This is a genomic window from Nocardia sp. NPDC060255 (genome assembly GCF_042727395.1).
Lineage (GTDB): Bacteria > Actinomycetota > Actinomycetes > Mycobacteriales > Mycobacteriaceae > Nocardia.
In genome coordinates this window covers 139,156-157,238 of sequence record NZ_JBHXAU010000011.1, presented here as the reverse complement: position 1 = coordinate 157,238, position 18,083 = coordinate 139,156, and the positions used below count along the sequence as shown (strand labels likewise).

Sequence of the window (18,083 nt, the reverse complement as noted above, 5' to 3'; positions counted from 1 at the left end):
CGCAGTCGGCGCGACACTTACTTCCGTCGGCGCGACCTCGGTGATAGTGGCTTCGGCATCCGGTACAGCCTCGACGTCCGGCACATCGATCTCGGCGGCGGGAACTTCCGCGGTGGGTGCCGCATCGACATCCGCGACAGCCGGTTCGGCCTCGGCGACAGGCGCAGCGGTCTCGACGGTCGGCGCATCGGCCGATTCGGTCTCGGCACTCGGCACGACCTCTGCCGATGTCGCGTCGACAGCCGATTCGGCCTCGGCGACAGACGCTTCCGCGGATTCGGTATCGGCCGCCGAAGTTTCCTCGACCGGTGCGACCAGCACTTCGGTCGGGATCATTTCCACGGCCGCGTCGTCGAACGCCTCGTACAGCGGCGAACCGCCGCCGGTGGGGGCCACGGTGTCGGAGTGGGCGCCGCAGCCGTAGGCGGCGTGCACGACGTGCCCGTCGGCGCCCATGGCGTTGCCGCAGACGCCGAAGGCGGCCTGCAGGGCACCGGCGAGCGGCAGATAGAAGCCGCACAGGCCGCAGGTGGACGGGGCCGCCTTGGCCATGTCGGCGTCGGGACCGAACTCGCCGTACCAGCGCTCGGCGGCCTCCTCGCGGCCCTCGAGGCTGAGCACCTGGGTGCGGCCGAGGCCGATCTCCAGGGCGACCTCGTCGACGGCCGGGTCGCCGTTGGCGACGTAGCCGGGCACCAGGCGCGGGTCGTTCGGTGGCGGGGCGAGCAGATCGCCCGGTGCCAGATCGCCGGGTCTGATCCGCTGGTCCCACGGCACGAAGTCGGGTGCGACCAGGGCGTCCGGCCCCGGCAGCAGCGCCGATTCGCTCACCGTCGCATAGTCGGCCTCCGGTGGGGCCGCCACCACGACCGCCCACTGCCAGCCGCGATAGCCGGGCAGTGTGGCCTCGAAGCGGTGGGTTGCCGCGCTGTCGTCCTCGGTAGCCACGCCGAGATGCGCCCCGACTCCGGCTGGTTCCAACTCCAGGAGCGCACGGCGGGCCAGATCGACGGCATCGGCCAGAATCGGCCTGACACCGGACTCAGAAACAGAAACTGCGCTCACGGCCTACATTTTGCCGTATGAAACGCAATCGGCGGACGTTGGCCATCGGTGTGCTGGTCGGTCTGGTCATCTTCAGCGGGTGTGGGGCCGCGCCAGATGCGTCGCCCGCGATGAATGTCGAGGTCGTGGCCACCAGGTCGCATGATCCGCACGCATTCACTCAAGGTCTGGAAATCGATGGCAACGTGCTTTACGAAGGCACCGGCCTGTCGGGCGCGTCGAGCGTGCGGGCCACCGACCGCGACACCGGCGAGCAACTCGCCCGGGTCGATCTGCCCGCGCCCTACTTCGGCGAGGGGCTGACGCTCGCCGGGGACATCCTGTGGCAACTGACCTGGCAGGACCACACGGCGTTCGCCAGGGACCCGCACACGCTGGCCGAAGTCGGCCGCGTGTCCTACGACGGCGAGGGCTGGGGCCTGTGCACCCGGCGCGGACAGCTGGTGATGAGCAACGGCTCCGACACGCTCACCTTCCGCGATCCGGTCACCTTCGCGCCGACCGGCTCGATCCGGCTCACCAGCCACCAGAACGCTCGGCTCAACGAACTCGATTGCGCCGAGGACGGTTCGGTCTACGCCAACGACTGGCCGAGCGACCACATCCTGCGCATCGACCCCGACACCGGCCAGGTGCTCGCACAGATCAACGCGAGCGGCCTGCTGCCGCGCACGATCATCCCGACGGGCGAGGACACGCTCAACGGGATCGCCCAGATTCCCGGCACCGACCGGTTCCTGCTGGCCGGTAAGAACTGGCCGACCACCTTCGAGGTCCGCTTCGTGCCCGCCTGATCGCCGTGACTTACCGCACAACGATTCGCATGCGATTCGCTGTGCGGGGAAGTCCGGTGACATGCACGGCCGTCCACGACGCGATGAACGTCACCTTCCGCCGACACCTTCGAGAGCGAGTGAACGCCCAGCACCGAAGTACGACAGAATTGAAGACGTGACTACTCCCCGCGAACCTTCCGGTCCCGACCGTGATCGGTGGGACGGCGCGGAGTACCCACCGATCGAACGGCACCCGGGTTTCGATCGATATCCACCGCCCAACACGCCGTCCGGCCGCAAGCCGCTGCCACCGCTCGACCCCGACCGGCTGGACCCGCAGGCCCGGCGCGCCGAGTCACCCGACCCGTCCGAGGCGGAGACCCGCCGGCACGCCACGCCCGATCCGGCGGACGCCAAGACCCGGCGCCACGGCGCGCCGCGCTGGGGTGCCCGGCGCGACGACGACCACGCGCCCGACGCGGACGCCACCACCCCGCGCCGCGTCTTCCCGCATCGTCCGGAACCGCCGCGTCTTCCGGAACCGCCGCGGCACCCCGAACCGCCACACCCGGAGCCGAAGGCCGCGCTGCCGCCGCCCACCGCGCCGCTGCCCGAGCAGCCGGACGCCGCCGACGAAGCCCCCATTCCGCCTGGCATCCAACGTGTTCCACGCAAACTCACGGTCACCCGCGTCGCCGCGATGCGCGGCCGCCAGCTGACCGAAAAGGGCATCGCCACCTTCCAGCGCGCGGCGAAGGCGGACGGCGCCGACAAGTCCGGCCTCACCGCACTGACCTACGCGACGATGGCGAACTTCGCCCTCGACGCCGCGGTCGCCGTCTCGCTGGCCAACACCCTGTTCTTCGCCAGCGCCACCGCGGAGAGCAAGACGAAAGTCGCGCTGTACCTGCTGATCACGATCGCCCCGTTCGCGGTGATCGCCCCGCTGATCGGCCCGATGCTCGACCGGCTGCAGCACGGGCGCCGGGTCGCGCTGGCCACCTCGTTCGCGTTGCGCGCGGTGGTCGCGGTGGTGCTGATCCTCGAATTCGACAGCTGGGCACTGTATCCGCTCGCGCTGTGCATGCTGATCGGCAGTAAATCGTTCTCGGTGCTCAAGAGCGCGGTGACGCCGCGGGTGCTGCCGCCCGATATCGACCTGGTGCGCACCAACTCCCGGCTCACCGTCTTCGGTCTGGTCGGCGGCACCATCGGTGCGGGCGGGATCGCCGCGCTGGCCGCCGCGATCGCCGGCTCCAGCGGCGCACTGATCTTCGCGACGGTGATCGCCTGCGCCGGAACGTATCTCAGCCTCCGGATCCCGTCCTGGGTCGAGGTCACCGAGGGCGAGGTGCCCGCGACGCTGAGCTATCACGCACCCACCGAGGCGCTCTCGGCGGATAAGGAAGCCGCGACGCCGCCGCGCAAACGCAGGCAGCCGCTCGGCCGCTCGGTGGTCACCTCGCTGTGGGGCAACAGCGCCATCCGGGTGCTGACCGGGTTCCTCACCTTCTATGTCGCGTTCGTGGCCAAGGCCACCGAGCACCGCCCGGCCCAGCAGGCGGCGATGCTCGGCGTGGTCGGCGCGGCGGCGGCGATCGGCAACTTCGCGGGCAATGCGACCGGCGCCAGGCTCAAGCTCGGCAAGCCGACGCTGATCGTGCTCGGCTGCACCGCGGCCTGCACGCTGGTCGCGCTGTTCGCGACCTTCGCCAACAACCTGCTCGGTGCGGCGCTGGCCACCCTGGTCGCGGCGGGCACCAGCGCACTGGCGAAGGTGTCGCTGGACGCCTCGATCCAGGACGATCTGCCGCCCGAGTCGATCGCGTCCGGTTTCGGCCGTTCGGAGACCGTGCTCCAGCTCAGCTGGGTCGTCGGCGGCGCGGCGGGAGTGCTGCTGCCGACCGACTACTGGAAGGGGTTCGCGGTGGTCACCGCGATACTCGTGATCGGCCTGGTGCAGACGTTCGTCAGTTACCGCGGCCATTCGCTGCTGCCCGGCCTCGGCGGAAATCGTCCGCAACACGCGGAACAGGAAGTGCCGTCGACCCGGCCGATGCAACAGACTTCGAACGCATACCGTCGACCGGGGACGAGCGGCGGCGAGACGACCCGTATCCAACGAGGAATAGGAGACCCCAGCCAGTGAGCGAGCGAACCATCGACACGGCAGCTGTGCTCACGGCGGAGCCGACTGGCCACGGGGTGGCGGTGTGACCAAGCTCAGCCCTCGCGCGATCGTCGCGCTGATCCTTGCCGGACTGCTAGTGGTCACCGTCGCGTTCGTCGGGGTGCTGGTGGTGCTGGTCCGCAACGCGGATGAACACGATCCGGTGATCACCGCCTACTCCCACGGCAAGACGGTGAACGTGACGCCGTACGTGTACTGCTCGGTGCGGATGGAGGACTGCCGCTACGGGCAGACCATCGCGCTGGACGTGCCCAAGGACTACCCGTTGCAGCTGTCGCTGCCGAAGCAGATCGCGGACGCGCCGTGGCTGGCGCAGCTGGTCTACGCGCTGCCCAACGGCGACCGGATCGACCGCGTGATCAGCCACGCCGACTTCGCGGCGGGCGCGCTGGCGGTGAGCATCGACTCGCATCCGGAACCGGACCTGCGCCTGGTCGGGGTCGAGCTGCAGCTGCCGATCCTGGCGCGGGACAAGGACACCGGCAAGGAGTTCTACCTCCCGCACGCGGCCTGGTCGATCAGCACCGCGGCCTGACCCTCCGAACGACGAACAGCGCATGGGCTCGCGAACGAGCCCATGCGCTGTTGTCTATCGATCAGTTCAGTGGTCGAGTTCACGCGCGACTGCGCGGACAACCTCTGAAATGCGTTGCGCCGTCTTGCGATCCGGGTAACGCCCCTTGCGCAGGTCCGGCTGCACCGTCGCCTCGAGCAGGGTGATCATGTCCTCGACCATCCCGTGCAGCTCGTCCGGCGTGTGCTTGCGGGCGACGGGCTCCTTGCGGACGCGCTCGCGTTCCTGACGCTCCTGCCCCTGTCGCACCGACGGCGGAGCCTCGAGCAGCTTCAGGCTCAGCGCCTGCGGTCCACGACGGCCCGCGGCCATGCCGAATTCGACGCGCTGGCCCGGCTTGAGTCCCTCGACACCCTCGGGCAACGCGGACGAACGGACATAGACGTCCTCACCCTCGTCCTGGGAAAGGAAGCCGAAGCCCTTTTCGACGTCGTACCACTTCACCCTGCCGGTCGGCACTGCGCTCACCTGTTCATCATCGAAAAACTCGAACCCCACCGGCCCGAGCACATCTGTCCACGGAACCCAGTGCGGCACAACGCCGCGCACAGGTTCACGTCTGTTTGCGAAAAGAACGCGCCCAGCAGTGATGCGGGACGCGCTTGCCTACGAGTCTACCCCGGTGCCTATAACGCAAGCACATCAGTTTTACGGTCGTCCGGTGACGAACCCTTCCGCTCCACCACCGCCGCACGATGCCGAGCCCTCGTCGACCGGAGGCGGGCAGCGCAGGCCGGGTGACTGGTTGCTACAGCTCGCGCTCGGCCTGTTCGCGCTGGGATTGCTGGCGATCATCGCGATCTTCCTGATCCCGGTGCTGTCCGACGGATCACCGGGGCTGTGGCTCTACTTCGCCGCGATGCTCGCGCCGCTGGGATTCCTGGTCGCGGTGCTGTACGCGTTGCGTTCAGGTAGGCGTTCGCGCTGAGCTACCCGGTCGTCACCCGGGGATCCGATCTGGCGATAACCGCCGATCTGGCCCGGAGGTCACCGGTGCGCTGCGAACGGGTTACCCGCGTCTGTCGTTACCAAATCCTGGTTGTGATCCTCGTCACATAACGGAGAGGTCACGGGCCGGTGACGACCGGGCACTGGTCTGAGCGCACCGCTCCTAGCTGCGCAGAAGGGCCGACCTCCGGCCCGAGACCGCACCGAGACCCGCTCGTACACGCCGGTTATCAAATGGTGATTTTTCCCGGCGATCGTCGTACGGTTCTTAGCGAGCCGGGACAACCGGCACACACCGGCCCGCCGCACCGAACCTCGCCCCGCGGGACCCGGAAACCCGACGGAAACGTAGGGGCGAGGGCGGGCATGACGACCTCTCAGTCCAGCCCATACCGATGACCTCGTAGGTGCGTCGAGAGGAAGACGAACCCGATATGAGTGGACGCCATCGCAAGCCAAGCTCCACCGGTCGCACGGTAGCCAAGGTTGCCGTGACCGGTGCGATCATGGGGACCGCAGGTGTGGCCCTCGCTGGCACCGCCAGCGCGGCACCCGACTCCGACTGGGATCGCCTCGCACAGTGTGAGGCCGGCGGTAACTGGGGCATCGATACCGGCAACAGTTTCCAAGGTGGACTGCAGTTCTCCCCGAGCACCTGGAGGGCCCATGGCGGCGGCGAGTACGCGGCCAGCGCCAACCAGGCCACCCGTGAGCAGCAGATCGCCGTGGCCGAGAAGGTGCTCGCCTCGCAAGGCTGGGGTGCCTGGCCGAGCTGCTCCTCCAAACTGGGTCTGAGCAGCGCGCCCACCCCGCGCTCCGCGCCCACCACCAGCGAGACCCCACACTGGAACCCCTCTCCCGCGCCGCAGGCCGCTCAGGCCGCGCCGGACAGCACCCAGCAGGTCTTCACGGCCGTCGACCGCGCTCTCGAGGTCGTGCAGAGCCAGGGCGTCCAGGTGCCCAAGGAAGCCTTCGACTTCTTCAACGCCGCCAAGGCGAGCAACACCAAGCTCGATCCCGCCATCGTGAACTTCTACGAGGCGAATAAGGGTCTGCTGCCTTCCTGATCAACCACGAATAAGGCCCCGCATCCTCGGATGCGGGGCCTTATTCGTATCTTCGGACTTTTCCGTCCGGAAATCAGCGGTTGATCACCGTGTTCGGGTGCATGTAAGGCAGCTGATCTGCCGGGACCGGAAACTCGGTGTCCTCACCGTACGGCGAGAGCCCACCGGAACGGGTCGACGAGAGTTCGGTGACCGCGTGATCACCTTCGGCGACCTTCGGCCAGCCGTTGTCGACATAAGGTTTCTTCGATTTGTTCACCACAAGCACATGCTAGCGGCTGGCGACCGCGCTGACTCGTCAGGCTGGGCCTAGTCGGCAAACTCTTTGCGTTGGCAAATCGACGGTGTCGAGAGTGTGTGTGAGCCGGTGCTCGACGAGCTACCGATGCGCTCTCGAAATCGATCGTGACCTGGGAATCCGCTGTGCGCTCGGCTCCGCACCGGCGTGCCCCCGAGCAAGACCGTAGGCTGGATCGGATGACCGCGACCTCCCTTGCCGGATGGCTCGGTGCACGCAGTGATGCCCAGTTGGTAACGCTGCTCGAACTCCGGCCAGATCTGGCTGTGCCGCTGCCCTCGTCGATGGCTGTTCTAGCCGCGCGGGCCGAGCAGCGCGCTTCCGTGCTGCGCGCCACCGATGACCTGGACACTCTCGATTTCGCGATCCTGGAAACCCTTGCGGTGCACGGGGTGACGCGCACCGAAAGCAACGGGGCTCCGCTGACCCGCGCCGAGTTGCACGTGCAGCTGAACGAACGCGTGCCTGCCGCCGCGATCGAGGCGGCGATCAAACGATTGACCGCCCGCGCGCTGGTGTGGACCAGCGACGATGGGCTGCATCTGATCACAGCTGCGGTCGAGGCGCTGCCGTGGCCGATCGGGAGCACCACCGAGATCCCGGACTCGCTCACCGAGCCCGAGGTCCGCGACGCACTGCCCGAACTCACCTCGGCCGCGCGGGCCCTGCTGGACAAGCTGGCCAGCACCGGTCCGCGCGGCCGCACCAGGGACGCGGCGCCGGGCACCCCGGCCGACCGCCCGGTCCAGCAGCTACTTACCCGCAGGCTGTTGAACCGGATCGACGACGAGACGGTGGAACTGCCCGTCACCGTCGGTCAGGTGCTGCGCAACGAGCCGGTCACGCATCCGCACGCGCTGACCCCGCCCACCCCGAAGCCGAAGAAACAGACCTCCGCCGACGTGAACGCCGTCGCCGCGGGCGAAGTGGGCGAACTGCTGCGGCACTGCGCCGCGATCCTGGACATCCTCGGCCAGGCACCCGCACCCGCCTTGCGCGCGGGCGGACTCGGTGTGCGGGAGTTACGCCGCATCGCCAAACAGGCCGGCATCGACGAGCCGCGAGCGGGTTTGCTGGTCGAACTGCTGGCGGCCGCGCGACTCATCGAAAAGGGTTTGCCGGACCCGCCGCCGGAGGTCGATTCGACCGACGACTTCTGGGCGCCGACCCCCGCGATCGACGCCTGGCTGGAGGCGCCGCTGGCCCGGCGCTGGACCGTGCTGGCCCTGGCGTGGCTCGAATTGGACCGGATGCCATGGATGATCGGCCTGCGCGACGCGAATGACAAACCCCTGGCGGCCCTCTCGCTGGAGCTGCGCACCCCGCACGCGCCGCGCGACCGGCACGCCATCCTCGGCCTGCTCGCCGAATATCCGTCCGGCAACGCACTGACCCCAGCCGATATCGGCCGCGTGCTGGCCTGGCGACAACCGCGCTGGCGCAGGCACTTTCGGCTGGAGGCGGTGGAACAGACGCTCGCCGAGGCCGAGGCGCTCGGCTTCGTCGGCCGCGGCGCGCTCGGCTCACCGGCCCGCGCGCTGTTGCACGGGGCGCCGACCAGCGCGGCCGATGCCGAGGCGGCGATGGAGTCGGCGTTGCCCGCGCCGGTCGATCACGTGCTGGTCCAGGCGGACCTGACGGTGATCGCCCCCGGTCCGCTCATCGCGGATCTGCAGCAGCGGATCGAGCTGGTCGCCGATGTCGAATCCGCCGGTGCGGCAACGGTTTACCGGATCAGCGAGACGTCGGTGCGGCGCGCGCTCGATGCCGGGCTGACCGCCGCCGAACTGCACGCGCTGTTCACGAAGCACTCGCGGACCCCGATTCCGCAGGCCCTGACCTATCTGATCGACGACGTCGCCCGCAGGCACGGGCAGCTGCGCGCCGGGATGGCGCAGTCGTTCCTCCGCAGCGACGACCCGGCGCTGCTGGCCCAGGTGCTGGCCGCGCCGGTGGCGGGGACGCTGGCGCTGCGGGCCATCGCGCCGACGGTGGCGATCGCCCAGGCACCGCTCGGCGAGGTGCTCGAACAACTCCGCGCGGCCGGTTTCGCACCGGCCGGCGAGGATTCGACGGGCATCATCGTCGATCTGCGCCAGCGCGGCGCCCGGATCTCGGCCCGGCCCAATGCCAGGCCGCCGTGGCGGCCGACGCCGCCGAGCACCGAACAGCTGGAACTACTCGTCACCGAACTACGCGCGGCCGAACGCGCCACCAGCGCGCGCTCCGGGCAGTCGGTGCGGATGGACGGCACCCGCACCAATACCGCGGCGACCCTGGCCCTGCTGCAACTGGCGGCGCGGGTGCGGCGCGCGGTGAATATCGGCTACGTCGACGCGTCCGGTGTCGCGACGCAGCGCGTAGTGGAACCGCTCAAGGTCGGCAACGGCCAGCTCGACGCGCTCGACCCGGTGACGGGCGCGATCCGGCACTTCACGCTGCACCGGATCGCGTCGGTCGCCCTGCTGGAATGATCAGGCCTTGGGCTTGGCGAGGCAGAAGGTGGTCTTCGGGGCCTCGGAGATGAGGCGGAAGCTGTCCGCGTCGGCCCCGCACAGCAGCTCGTCGGCCTGGCCGTCGATCCGCTTGACCACCTTGAAGGTGGCCTCGGTGGAACCGCAGTCCACATTCTTGACGGCGGTGCTGCTGGACTCGTTGTAGCAGCTGCCCTGCTTGAAATTGGGCGCCAGGCACAGGAAGGCGCCGCCGGCCTGGTAGCCGGAGTAGTCCGTCGCGCAGTCGATCTTCTTGTCGGAGGCCTGCGCGACCTTGTAGACGGCCTGCGCCGACGAGCAGTCGACCGTCTCCGTCTTGGCGTCGGCCGAGGCACCCTTGACGATGCAGTCACCGACCTTGGCCGAGCCGGACGTGCTGTCTTCCTTGGCCGACGAACAACCGACGACCGTGACGATCACCGCCGCCACCGCTACGAGGGCAAGCACCACGCGTGCCAGCAGCCGCGCTCCTGGAAACTTCACCTGAAAACCTCTCTCACCGAACACATTCACGCCGCTCGCGAACGCGGTGAGGATACCCGGACGCCGAGTACGGCCGCATCGGCGCTACGGGTGATATCGAACTGCGGGGCCAGCGCGGACTACCAGGTGCTCCACATGCCGAGGAGGGCGTATCCGAGGATGCTCGGAAGCAGACGGCCGAGCAATTGAAATCCAAAAGAGTTCACTAGCAATGCCTTTCGCGTATTACCCAGAACGTGGACATTCGTCCAACACGTGGGTTCTTTCGCTCCGACAGACCGAGTCGTTACGCTTGGCCAGTATGACGCTGGACGACGTTGCCCGCGACTTGTACGGACTCGCTCCGCGCGAGTTCGTCGCTGCCCGCACGGCCCAGGTCGACGCGGCCAAGGACGACGGCGACAAGGACCTCGCGGCCGCCATCGCCAAACTCCGCAAACCAACGGTCACCGCATGGACGGTGAACCTGCTGGCCCGCGAGGCGCCAGACGACGTCGAAGCGCTGCTGCAACTGGGTGCGGCACTCCGCTCGGCACAGCGGAAACTGTCCGGCGCCGAGCTACGCACCCTCACCGGGCAACGGCAACAGGCGGTCAACGCACTGGCCAAGAAGGCGGGCGCGCTGGCAGCCGAGCACGACCACCCGGTGAGCGAGGGCGTGCTGCGCGAGGTCGGGCAAACGTTGAACGCAGCACTGGCCGACCCGGCCGTCGCCGACCAGGTGCACTCGGGAACATTGACCACCGCAGCAACCTATGACGGCTTCGGCCCCACCGGCCCCGGCCTGACCTCGGTCGAAGACCACGAACCCGAGCCCGCCGACCCCACCGAGGACAACCCCCGCAAGGACCTGGACGACGCGTTGGCGACACTCGAATCCGCCCGTACAGCAAGGGATTCAGCGCAAGAGAACGCCAAAGGCGCAGCAGCTCAGCTGAGCGACATCGACTCCCGAATCGCCGAACTGAAAGAAGCACTCGCCCAGGCCGAACAAAAACGCCAGCTCAGCCGCACAGCCGACCGCACAGCCCAAGACCAATTACGTTCAGCCCAAAAACAACTCGACCGAGCCGAACGATCGGTAGAACGCGCCCGCGACCGCCTAGACGGCGAATAACCTGAACTCCTCACCCTTTGTCCAATCCTCACACCCAGCACACTGGGTGTGCCGGTTACACAAAGGGTGAGCGGCTTCCAAATCACCCCGCGGGCAGCGGAATACGCACCCTGTGTCGGGATCGCACACCCGGATCAGGGCCCTATCGCCGGTCCGATTCCGAGAGAGAGTGCGGATCGATGCTCGAACCGGGTGCACACCCCGCCACGAATGCCCAGCACCCCACCCCACCCCGCCGAACCCAGAATCTGCGCACCCTCTCGGGACCTGCACCGGCTTTAGGGCCCTATTCCCAGTGCACATCCCGAGTGAGGGTGCAGATCCTGGGCATACCGGCCGGAGAGCCCCTTTCGCAGGCTGATTGATCACCCGCACTCGCGCACCCCGTGCAGAGAACGCGCACCTGGCGCGACCCCCGCACTCACCACGCGGGCAACGGAATCCGCACTCTCACTCGGGACCTGCACTGGCATTAGGGCCCTATTCCGAGTGCCGATCCCGAGTAAGAGTGCGGATCCTGGACATACCGGCTCAGGGGTGTACCTGACGGGTCTGATCGCGCACCGAAACCGCCGCCGACCACCCCGCTCTTATCCAAAGCGCTTGTGACGCAACCACAGCCAGATGACCACCTCGGGAACGCGACATCGCGCACCTGACGCGCACCTAAAGCCGGGTACCCCACCTGACGTGCCCAGCACTACTCACAAGAAAACATGGGATCAGGTCTTCAGCTCATTGGACAGGTCATCGCCTGGAGTCCCTAAGAAGCACTTGCCCGGATAAGTGCACCTTTCCGAGGGTCTCTGAACCGCCCCCACTTTCTGGCCGGCTTCATGGTTGAGTCATCACCGGCTGGGATGGCTGTTGTTGAGCGTAGTAGGCGGCCTCGTACTCGACCGGCGGGACGTGCCCGAGCAGGCTGTGCAGCCGCCGATTGTTGTACCAGTCGACCCATTCCATCGTCGCGTACTCGACATCCTCGATCGACCGTAACGGCCCGGTGAGAAACGGGCTCTCACGAGCCACGGCTTCGGTCTTGAACAACCCGATCGTCGACTCCGCCAACGCGTTGTCATAAGCGTCACCGACGCTGCCGATCGACGCCGCGATACCTTCAGCGACAAGGGTTTCCGCGAATCTGATCGAGGTGTATTGCGATCCCGCGTCGCTGTGATGGATCAACCCTTCGGCCACGGCATGGCCGTCGTGGTCGCGTCGCCACAACGCCATCTTCAGCGCCGTGGTGACCATCGCGGTGTCCTTGACCGAGGCTGCCTGCCAGCCCACGATCGAACGAGAGAAACAGTCGATCACGAACGCCACATACACGAACCCGATCCAGGTAGGCACATAGGTAAAGTCGGTGACCCACTTACGATTTGGCTCGACCGCGATGAAATCACGATCGACCAGATCCGGGGCACGACAATGACCGCCACCCTTCCCCGGAAGCGTGGTGCGATGCTTGCCACCGCGGACCACCCCGGACAGGCCTTCATCGCGCATCAGCCGGTCGACGGTGCCGATGCCGACCTGGTAGCCCTGACGGCGCAGATACGGAGTCATCTTGCGACGCCCATACATCCCTTCGGGCGTGCCAGAGGTGGCCCGCAGTGCATCGGTCACATACGCATCAGTCACCGTCCGCGGCGAGGGTCGGGCAATTTTCCAGTTCCTGTAGGTGCGTCCGGCGACCTGCACGCCCTGCTCGGTGAGCACGCGACAGATCGGATCGACCCGGAAACCCTGTGCACGCATTTGATCTATGAATTGGCAGATCACCGGCGGCGCGGGTCGATCTCCCGCGCGAAGAAAATCGAGGCCGCTTTCAGAATCTCGTTGGCCTCCTTCAGATCTCGCACTTCTCGTTCGAGTTCTTTGATCCGCGCCGCCTCGGCACTAGTCACCCCCGGAGCCTTCCCGGTGTCGACCTGGGCCTGTTTTACCCAGACACGCAACGACTCCGGGTGAACACCTAGCTTCGGCGCGAGCGCCTGGCAGGCGGCATAGGTCGACCGATACCCGTCGAGTCGGTCCAGCACCATCTTCACCGCACGCTCACGCTGCTCGATCGGATAACGCTTGGGCATAGCCCACATCCTCCACAAAGAAGGAAGCGGCCAGAAAGTCGGGGCGGTTCACTCTTCGTGTACTGGCCCGGGTTGGTATACGCACAGAGAACTCCGGTGGTGTGCTGTCCTGGGGTTTTCGACTGGTTCATCGGATGACCGGAGTAGTGCTGGGCGCGTCAGGTGGGGTACCCGACCTGCTCTTCCGCGGCTTGTGATGGGCAACGCTTAAGTTCCAGCGTGAGGACTGGCTGTGGTCCGGTTCAAAGACGCTCGGGAAAGCGAAGAGAGTCACGTGGGCGCTGGCGTCGGCATGATCGAGCAGAGTCATATGGTTGTTGGCGTGATCGAGCAGAGTCATATGGTTGCTGGTGAAGATCGTTTCGCGACCATATGACTCTCGACTCGACGGTTATCCGCGGAGGGTGCCGGGGTAGAGGTATTCGTCGGGTGGTGGGGTGTTCTGGTTGAGCCAGGCGTCGAAGAAGGGGGTCAGGTTTGTTGGGGTTTTGGACTGGATGAAGGTGCGGAACTCTGGCATGGATGCGTTGCCGTAGGCGTGGGCTGTGTTGAAATCTCTTACTGCTGCGAAGAATATGGCGTCGCCGAGTTGTCTGCGTAGGGCGTGCAGGAACAGTGGGCCGCGGTAGTAGACGGACGTGAATTCGTTTCCGGCGCCGGGGTTTGCCAGTGGGATCTCCCAGAACTCGCTGGTGCCCTGGTATTTCTGGATGGTTTGCCGGTACTGCTGGTCGACGTCCTTGCCTTCCTTGTGCTCTGGCCACAGGTAGTCGGCGGTGTAGCTGGCGAAGCATTCGTTGAGGCAGACGTCGGACCACTGCCGCACCGACACCGAATCGCCCCACCACTGGTGGGTGATCTCGTGTACTGCGGTCGGTAGGTCGGTCCACGGCGCGTAGATCGGGCGGGTCTGGGTTTCCAGCGAGAACAGGATGTCGGCGTCTACGTAGATGCCGCCGGACGACTCGAACGGGTAAGGGCCGTAGAGGCTTTCGATGAAGTCGAGGATCTCCGGCAGGCGCTGCTCGGTCTCCCGGTTGCGTTCCGCCTGCGGGGCGAAGGCACTGATCAGTGGGGTGCCGTTGGCGCGCTGCTGGTCCAGGAAGCTGAACTTGTCGATCGCGATGGTGGTCAGGTAGCCGATCACCGGTTGATTCGCCGCCCAGCTGACCGTTCGCCGCTCGCCCTGCACCTCGTCCTGGGTGCGCAGGCCGTTGGAGACGACCTCCCATTCCGCAGGGACCGTCGCGTGCAACGCGAAAGTCGCCTTGTCCAGCGGAGTGTCGTTGAGCGGGTACCAGCTGGTTGCGGAGTGCGGCTCGCCCGCGGCGAAGGCGCCGCCGCTCGGCGCGTACGTCCAGCCGTTGCCCTCGGTGTTCTCCGCGATGCCCGCGTACTCCACGGTGACCGTGAACGGAAGTCCGGGGAGCAGCGGCAGCGTCGGTGTCACGGTGAGTTCGTGCTCGCCGTTGCGGTTGAACCCGGCGGGCAGGTTGTTCACCGACACCGTGCGCACCGCGGGCCCGGCGAAGTCCAGGTTGAACGCGCGCAGCGCCTGGGTCGAGACGGCGTCGATGCGGGTGGTCCCGGCGAGCTGGTGGCTGGCGGGGTCGTAGTCGATGGTGACGTCGTAGTGGCGGGCGTCGTAACCGCCGTTGCCGTCCTCCGGGTAGTACGGGTCGCCGAGCCCGGACGATCCGGTGAACGGATCGGGCGGCGGGTCGGCCGCCGCCGGGCCCGTCGCGGTGACCAGCGCGCCGACCACCGCGGCACACATCCAGCCGGACAACCTCATTCGACAACCACCCCTTTTCGCCCCCCACATTTCGGTACGGCCGTACCGACCTCGATAGATGCTAGTCGGTTCAGTCGGTGCTTCCGGTCAGCGCCACCGAGGCGCCGAGCCCGAAGATCATCATCCCGCCCGCCCCGCCGACCGCCGCCAGCCTGCGCGGCGAGCGGGCGAACCAGGTGCGCGCCGAGGACGCGAGCAACGCCCACGCGCTGTCCGAGACCAGCGCGACGGCCAGGAAGATCGAGCCGAGGATCAGGAATTGCAGCGGCAGCGACCCGGCGGCCGGATCCGCGAAATGCGGCAGGATCGCCGCGAAGAAGATGATCGCCTTCGGGTTGGTCAACCCGACGAGCACACTCTGGCGCAGCACCTTGGCATCCGGTGCGGGCTCGACCTCGGCACCGAGCGCGTCGAGCAGTGATTTGCGCTCGCGGAAGGCCTGGACCCCGATGTACATCAAATACAGCGCGCCGGCGAACTTGACCACGGTGAGCGCGAGCGCCGAGGCCATCAGCAAGGTGCCGAGCCCCACCGCGACGAGCAGCAGCGCGACGAACACGCCTACACAGTGCCCGGCCACCGACAGCAGCGCGGCCCGCCTGCCGAGCGTGAGCGCGCGTCCGATGGTGAACAGCACACCGGGTCCGGGCACGATGATGAGCACGGTCGCCGCGGCGAGAAACGCCAGCAGGTTTGACGTGGGAACCATCTCCGGAGTCTAAGCGGCGGCGCAACTCCAATAAGGCAAGATCGCCGCCGGTCTCAGGAGCCGAGATCGCCCGGCAGTTGGTGCGGATCGAGCAGCAGTCGCTTGGCGGGCGCGCGCCGGACCTTGTCGGTGAGCGCGAGATTGTCGGTGAGCAAACGCCATTCGGCATCGCTGATGGTGTTCCTGGCCCGGTCGATGACCGCCTGGTCCGTGGTGCCCCACGCGATCGGCATGGCACTGACCGACTGCCAGCGCTCGCCGACCTGCCGCGGCGCCCGGTCGGTGCGCACCGCGACCGAGGGCACCCGCTCCCCCGTTGCCATTGCGTGGCCCGGCAAGGCGTGCACCCGGCGGATCACCAGCGCGTAGCGCGAATCGGTGGCGCCCGGCTTGGCCACATCGACCAGCGCGAGCAGCACCACGCTCGACGGATAGGTCTCCGAGACCACCGCGGGCACGAGCTCGCCGTTGGTGTAGAGCTTGTCGATGCTGGCGTGCCGCGCGGTCCAGATGGCCACCCACAGCGCCACCACCGTGCCGAGGATGAAGGCGATGGTGAGCAGGTAGGCCCACGGGTGGTCGAGGTAGATCAAAAACGCCGCACCCGCGGCGGCGATGATCGCGGCCGCGATGGCCATGATGCGTAGTCGACGCTGGTCGGCGAAGACTTCGTTGACCGCGCGGGCATGCTTGCGGTCGACCGGGAATTCGAAGCGTCGCACGTCCCTATTCCTAGCACAGTTTGCGGAGAAGATGCCTCCACTTATCCGATGGGCGGACCGAGCAGGTCGTCGGCGTCCATGATGCGGTAGGCATACCCCTGTTCGGCCAGAAAACGCTGACGGTGCGCAGCGTATTCCGCGTCGAGGGTGTCCCGGGCCACCACCGAGTAGAAATGGGCTTGGCCGCCATCATGTTTCGGCCGCAACAGCCTGCCGAGGCGCTGCGCCTCCTCCTGCCGGGAGCCGAAGGTACCCGAAACCTGCACCGCGACCGATGCTTCCGGCAGGTCGATAGAGAAGTTCGCCACCTTGCTGACCACCAGCACCGGGATCTCGCCCTGCCGGAACGCCTCGAAGAGTTCTTCGCGCTCTTTGGTTTTCGTCGAACCCTGGATGATCGGGGCGTTCAGCGCGGCACCGAGCTCGTCCAGCTGGTCGAGGTAGGCGCCGATCACCAGGGTCGGCGCGTCGGCGTGCTTGGCCAGGATCGACTGCACCACGGGGATTTTCGTGCGCGCGGTGGAGCACAGCTTGTAGCGCTCCTCGGGCTCGGCGGTCGCGTAGGACATCCGCTCGGCGTCGGTGAGCGTCACCCGCACCTCGATGCACTCGGCGGGGGCGATCCAGCCCTGCGCCTCGATGTCCTTCCACGGCGCGTCATAGCGCTTCGGGCCGATCAGCGAGAACACGTCGCCCTCACGACCGTCCTCGCGGACCAGCGTCGCGGTGAGGCCGAGGCGGCGGCGCGACTGCAGGTCGGCGGTCATCCGGAAGACCGGCGCGGGCAGCAGGTGCACCTCGTCGTAGATGACCAGGCCCCAGTCGCGACTGTCGAACAGCTCGAGGTGCTTGTATTCGCCCTTGGTGCGGCGGGTGATCACCTGATAGGTCGCGATGGTGACCGGGCGGATCTCCTTGCGTTCGCCAGAGTATTCACCGATCTCCTCCTCTGTCAGCGAGGTGCGCGCCAGCAGTTCGCGCCGCCACTGCCGACCCGCGACGGTGTTGGTGACCAGGATCAGCGTGGTCGCCTTGGCCTTCGCCATCGCGGCGGCGCCGACCATCGTCTTGCCCGCGCCACACGGCAGCACCACCACGCCGGAGCCGCCCGCCCAGAACGAATCGGCGGCCAGCTGCTGATAGTCGCGCAGGTGCCACTTGTCGTCGGTGTAGTCCAGGTCGATCGGATGCGCCTCGCCGTCGACGTACCCGGCCAGGTCCTCGGCGGGCCAGCCGATCTTCAGCAGCATCTGCTTGATCCGGCCGCGCTCGGAGCCGTGCACGATCACCGTGTCGTCGTCCAGCCTGGCCCCGAACATCGGCGCCAGCTTCTTGTGCCGCAGCACTTCCTCGAGCACCGCGCGATCGAGGCTGACCAGCACCAGACCGTGCGCCGGGTGCTTGACCAGCTGCAACCGCCCGTACCGCGCCATCGTGTCGACGATGTCCACCAGCAGCGGCTGCGGCACCGCGTAGCGGGAGAAGCTGACCAGCGCGTCCACCACCTGCTCGGCGTCGTGCCCCGCCGCCCGCGCGTTCCACAGCGCCAACGGCGTCACTCGATAGGTGTGCACATGCTCGGGCGCGCGCTCCAACTCGGCGAAGGGCGCAATGGCCTGCCGCGCCGCATCGGCCAACTCGTGGTCGACCTCCAACAGCAGCGTCTTGTCGCTCTGCACAATCAGCGGACCGTCCGTCACAGCCCCTCCTCGCATCGATTCCGGACCATTCTCCCTGAGACCCCCGACAG

General features: G+C 67.3%; 15 protein-coding genes and 1 pseudogene. 7 read left to right on the top strand and 9 right to left on the bottom strand.

Going from position 1 to position 18,083, the window contains the following annotated elements:
- Positions 1-219: 219 nt before the first annotated feature.
- Positions 220-1,065 (bottom strand): annotated as a pseudogene (locus ACFWF1_RS21505) (DUF3027 domain-containing protein); the annotation flags it as partial.
- A gap of 17 nt (positions 1,066-1,082) precedes the next feature.
- On the opposite strand from ACFWF1_RS21505, the gene ACFWF1_RS21500 reads away from it, so the two are divergent.
- The 3 genes from ACFWF1_RS21500 (at position 1,083) to ACFWF1_RS21490 (ending at position 4,567) form a co-directional block, all read left to right on the top strand.
- Positions 1,083-1,859, top strand: coding sequence for a glutaminyl-peptide cyclotransferase (locus ACFWF1_RS21500; protein ID WP_379282208.1), 777 nt, complete (start codon positions 1,083-1,085; stop codon positions 1,857-1,859).
- A gap of 157 nt (positions 1,860-2,016) precedes the next feature.
- Complete coding sequence (locus ACFWF1_RS21495; RefSeq protein ID WP_379282207.1) at positions 2,017-3,990, top strand: MFS transporter; 1,974 nt, start codon at positions 2,017-2,019, stop codon at positions 3,988-3,990.
- Positions 3,991-4,054: 64 nt separating this feature from the next.
- Positions 4,055-4,567: a DUF2771 domain-containing protein gene (locus tag ACFWF1_RS21490; RefSeq protein ID WP_379282206.1), complete on the top strand. Its 513-nt coding sequence runs from the start codon at positions 4,055-4,057 to the stop codon at positions 4,565-4,567.
- A 66-nt stretch (positions 4,568-4,633) separates the two neighbouring features.
- Here the strand turns inward: ACFWF1_RS21490 and ACFWF1_RS21485 are convergent, their stop codons facing one another.
- Complete coding sequence (locus tag ACFWF1_RS21485) at positions 4,634-5,065, bottom strand: cold-shock protein (protein WP_379282337.1); 432 nt, start codon at positions 5,063-5,065, stop codon at positions 4,634-4,636.
- 202 nt (positions 5,066-5,267) lie between these two features.
- On the opposite strand from ACFWF1_RS21485, the gene ACFWF1_RS21480 reads away from it, so the two are divergent.
- The gene (locus ACFWF1_RS21480) at positions 5,268-5,534 is read left to right on the top strand and encodes a hypothetical protein (RefSeq protein WP_357385937.1); all 267 of its coding nucleotides are present in this window, start codon (positions 5,268-5,270) and stop codon (positions 5,532-5,534) included.
- Between the two features lie 454 nt (positions 5,535-5,988).
- A complete protein-coding gene (locus ACFWF1_RS21475; RefSeq protein WP_379282205.1) occupies positions 5,989-6,621 on the top strand; it encodes a resuscitation-promoting factor Rpf1 domain-containing protein in 633 nt (210 codons plus the stop codon).
- 73 nt (positions 6,622-6,694) lie between these two features.
- Here the strand turns inward: ACFWF1_RS21475 and ACFWF1_RS21470 are convergent, their stop codons facing one another.
- The gene (locus tag ACFWF1_RS21470) at positions 6,695-6,883 is read right to left on the bottom strand and encodes a hypothetical protein (RefSeq protein ID WP_040731009.1); all 189 of its coding nucleotides are present in this window, start codon (positions 6,881-6,883) and stop codon (positions 6,695-6,697) included.
- Positions 6,884-7,098: 215 nt separating this feature from the next.
- Here ACFWF1_RS21470 and ACFWF1_RS21465 point away from each other — a divergent pair, with 215 nt between their 5' ends.
- Entirely contained in the window at positions 7,099-9,393 is a 2,295-nt protein-coding gene (locus tag ACFWF1_RS21465) for a helicase-associated domain-containing protein (protein ID WP_379282204.1), read from the top strand.
- Here ACFWF1_RS21465 and ACFWF1_RS21460 read toward each other — a convergent pair whose 3' ends face one another.
- The gene (locus tag ACFWF1_RS21460; RefSeq protein WP_379282202.1) at positions 9,394-9,897 is read right to left on the bottom strand and encodes a hypothetical protein; all 504 of its coding nucleotides are present in this window, start codon (positions 9,895-9,897) and stop codon (positions 9,394-9,396) included.
- A gap of 301 nt (positions 9,898-10,198) precedes the next feature.
- Here ACFWF1_RS21460 and ACFWF1_RS21455 point away from each other — a divergent pair, with 301 nt between their 5' ends.
- Entirely contained in the window at positions 10,199-11,014 is an 816-nt protein-coding gene (locus ACFWF1_RS21455) for a hypothetical protein (protein WP_379282201.1), read from the top strand.
- Between the two features lie 834 nt (positions 11,015-11,848).
- Here the strand turns inward: ACFWF1_RS21455 and ACFWF1_RS21450 are convergent.
- The 5 genes from ACFWF1_RS21450 to ACFWF1_RS21430 all read right to left on the bottom strand — a co-directional run bounded on the left by ACFWF1_RS21450 (position 11,849) and on the right by ACFWF1_RS21430 (position 18,033).
- Positions 11,849-13,107, bottom strand: a protein-coding gene (locus tag ACFWF1_RS21450) for an IS3 family transposase (RefSeq protein WP_379282200.1) whose coding sequence is annotated in 2 segments (ribosomal slippage) — positions 11,849-12,834 and positions 12,834-13,107 — 1,260 coding nt in all. Because the reading frame shifts where the segments join, the coding sequence is not laid out codon by codon here.
- Positions 13,108-13,498: 391 nt separating this feature from the next.
- Positions 13,499-14,902 carry a M1 family metallopeptidase gene (locus tag ACFWF1_RS21445; RefSeq protein ID WP_379282199.1) on the bottom strand — a complete coding sequence of 468 codons (1,404 nt, stop codon included), beginning with the start codon at positions 14,900-14,902 and terminating at the stop codon, positions 13,499-13,501.
- Positions 14,903-14,972: 70 nt separating this feature from the next.
- Complete coding sequence (locus ACFWF1_RS21440; protein WP_379282198.1) at positions 14,973-15,611, bottom strand: LysE family translocator; 639 nt, start codon at positions 15,609-15,611, stop codon at positions 14,973-14,975.
- Positions 15,612-15,664: 53 nt separating this feature from the next.
- A complete protein-coding gene (locus ACFWF1_RS21435; protein ID WP_379282197.1) occupies positions 15,665-16,333 on the bottom strand; it encodes a DUF3239 domain-containing protein in 669 nt (222 codons plus the stop codon).
- Positions 16,334-16,374: 41 nt separating this feature from the next.
- Entirely contained in the window at positions 16,375-18,033 is a 1,659-nt protein-coding gene (locus ACFWF1_RS21430) for a DNA repair helicase XPB (protein WP_379282195.1), read from the bottom strand.
- Positions 18,034-18,083: the final 50 nt, after the last annotated feature.

Excerpts from the sequence above, each read along its gene's own strand:
- ACFWF1_RS21475 (WP_379282205.1), top strand. The coding sequence starts at position 5,989 with ATGAGTGGACGCCATCGCAAGCCAAGCTCCACCGGTCGCACGGTAGCC.
- ACFWF1_RS21500 (WP_379282208.1), top strand. The coding sequence starts at position 1,083 with ATGAAACGCAATCGGCGGACGTTGGCCATCGGTGTGCTGGTCGGTCTG.
- ACFWF1_RS21465 (WP_379282204.1), top strand. The coding sequence starts at position 7,099 with ATGACCGCGACCTCCCTTGCCGGATGGCTCGGTGCACGCAGTGATGCC.
- ACFWF1_RS21440 (WP_379282198.1), bottom strand. The coding sequence starts at position 15,611 with ATGGTTCCCACGTCAAACCTGCTGGCGTTTCTCGCCGCGGCGACCGTG.
- ACFWF1_RS21445 (WP_379282199.1), bottom strand. The coding sequence starts at position 14,902 with ATGAGGTTGTCCGGCTGGATGTGTGCCGCGGTGGTCGGCGCGCTGGTC.
- ACFWF1_RS21455 (WP_379282201.1), top strand. The coding sequence starts at position 10,199 with ATGACGCTGGACGACGTTGCCCGCGACTTGTACGGACTCGCTCCGCGC.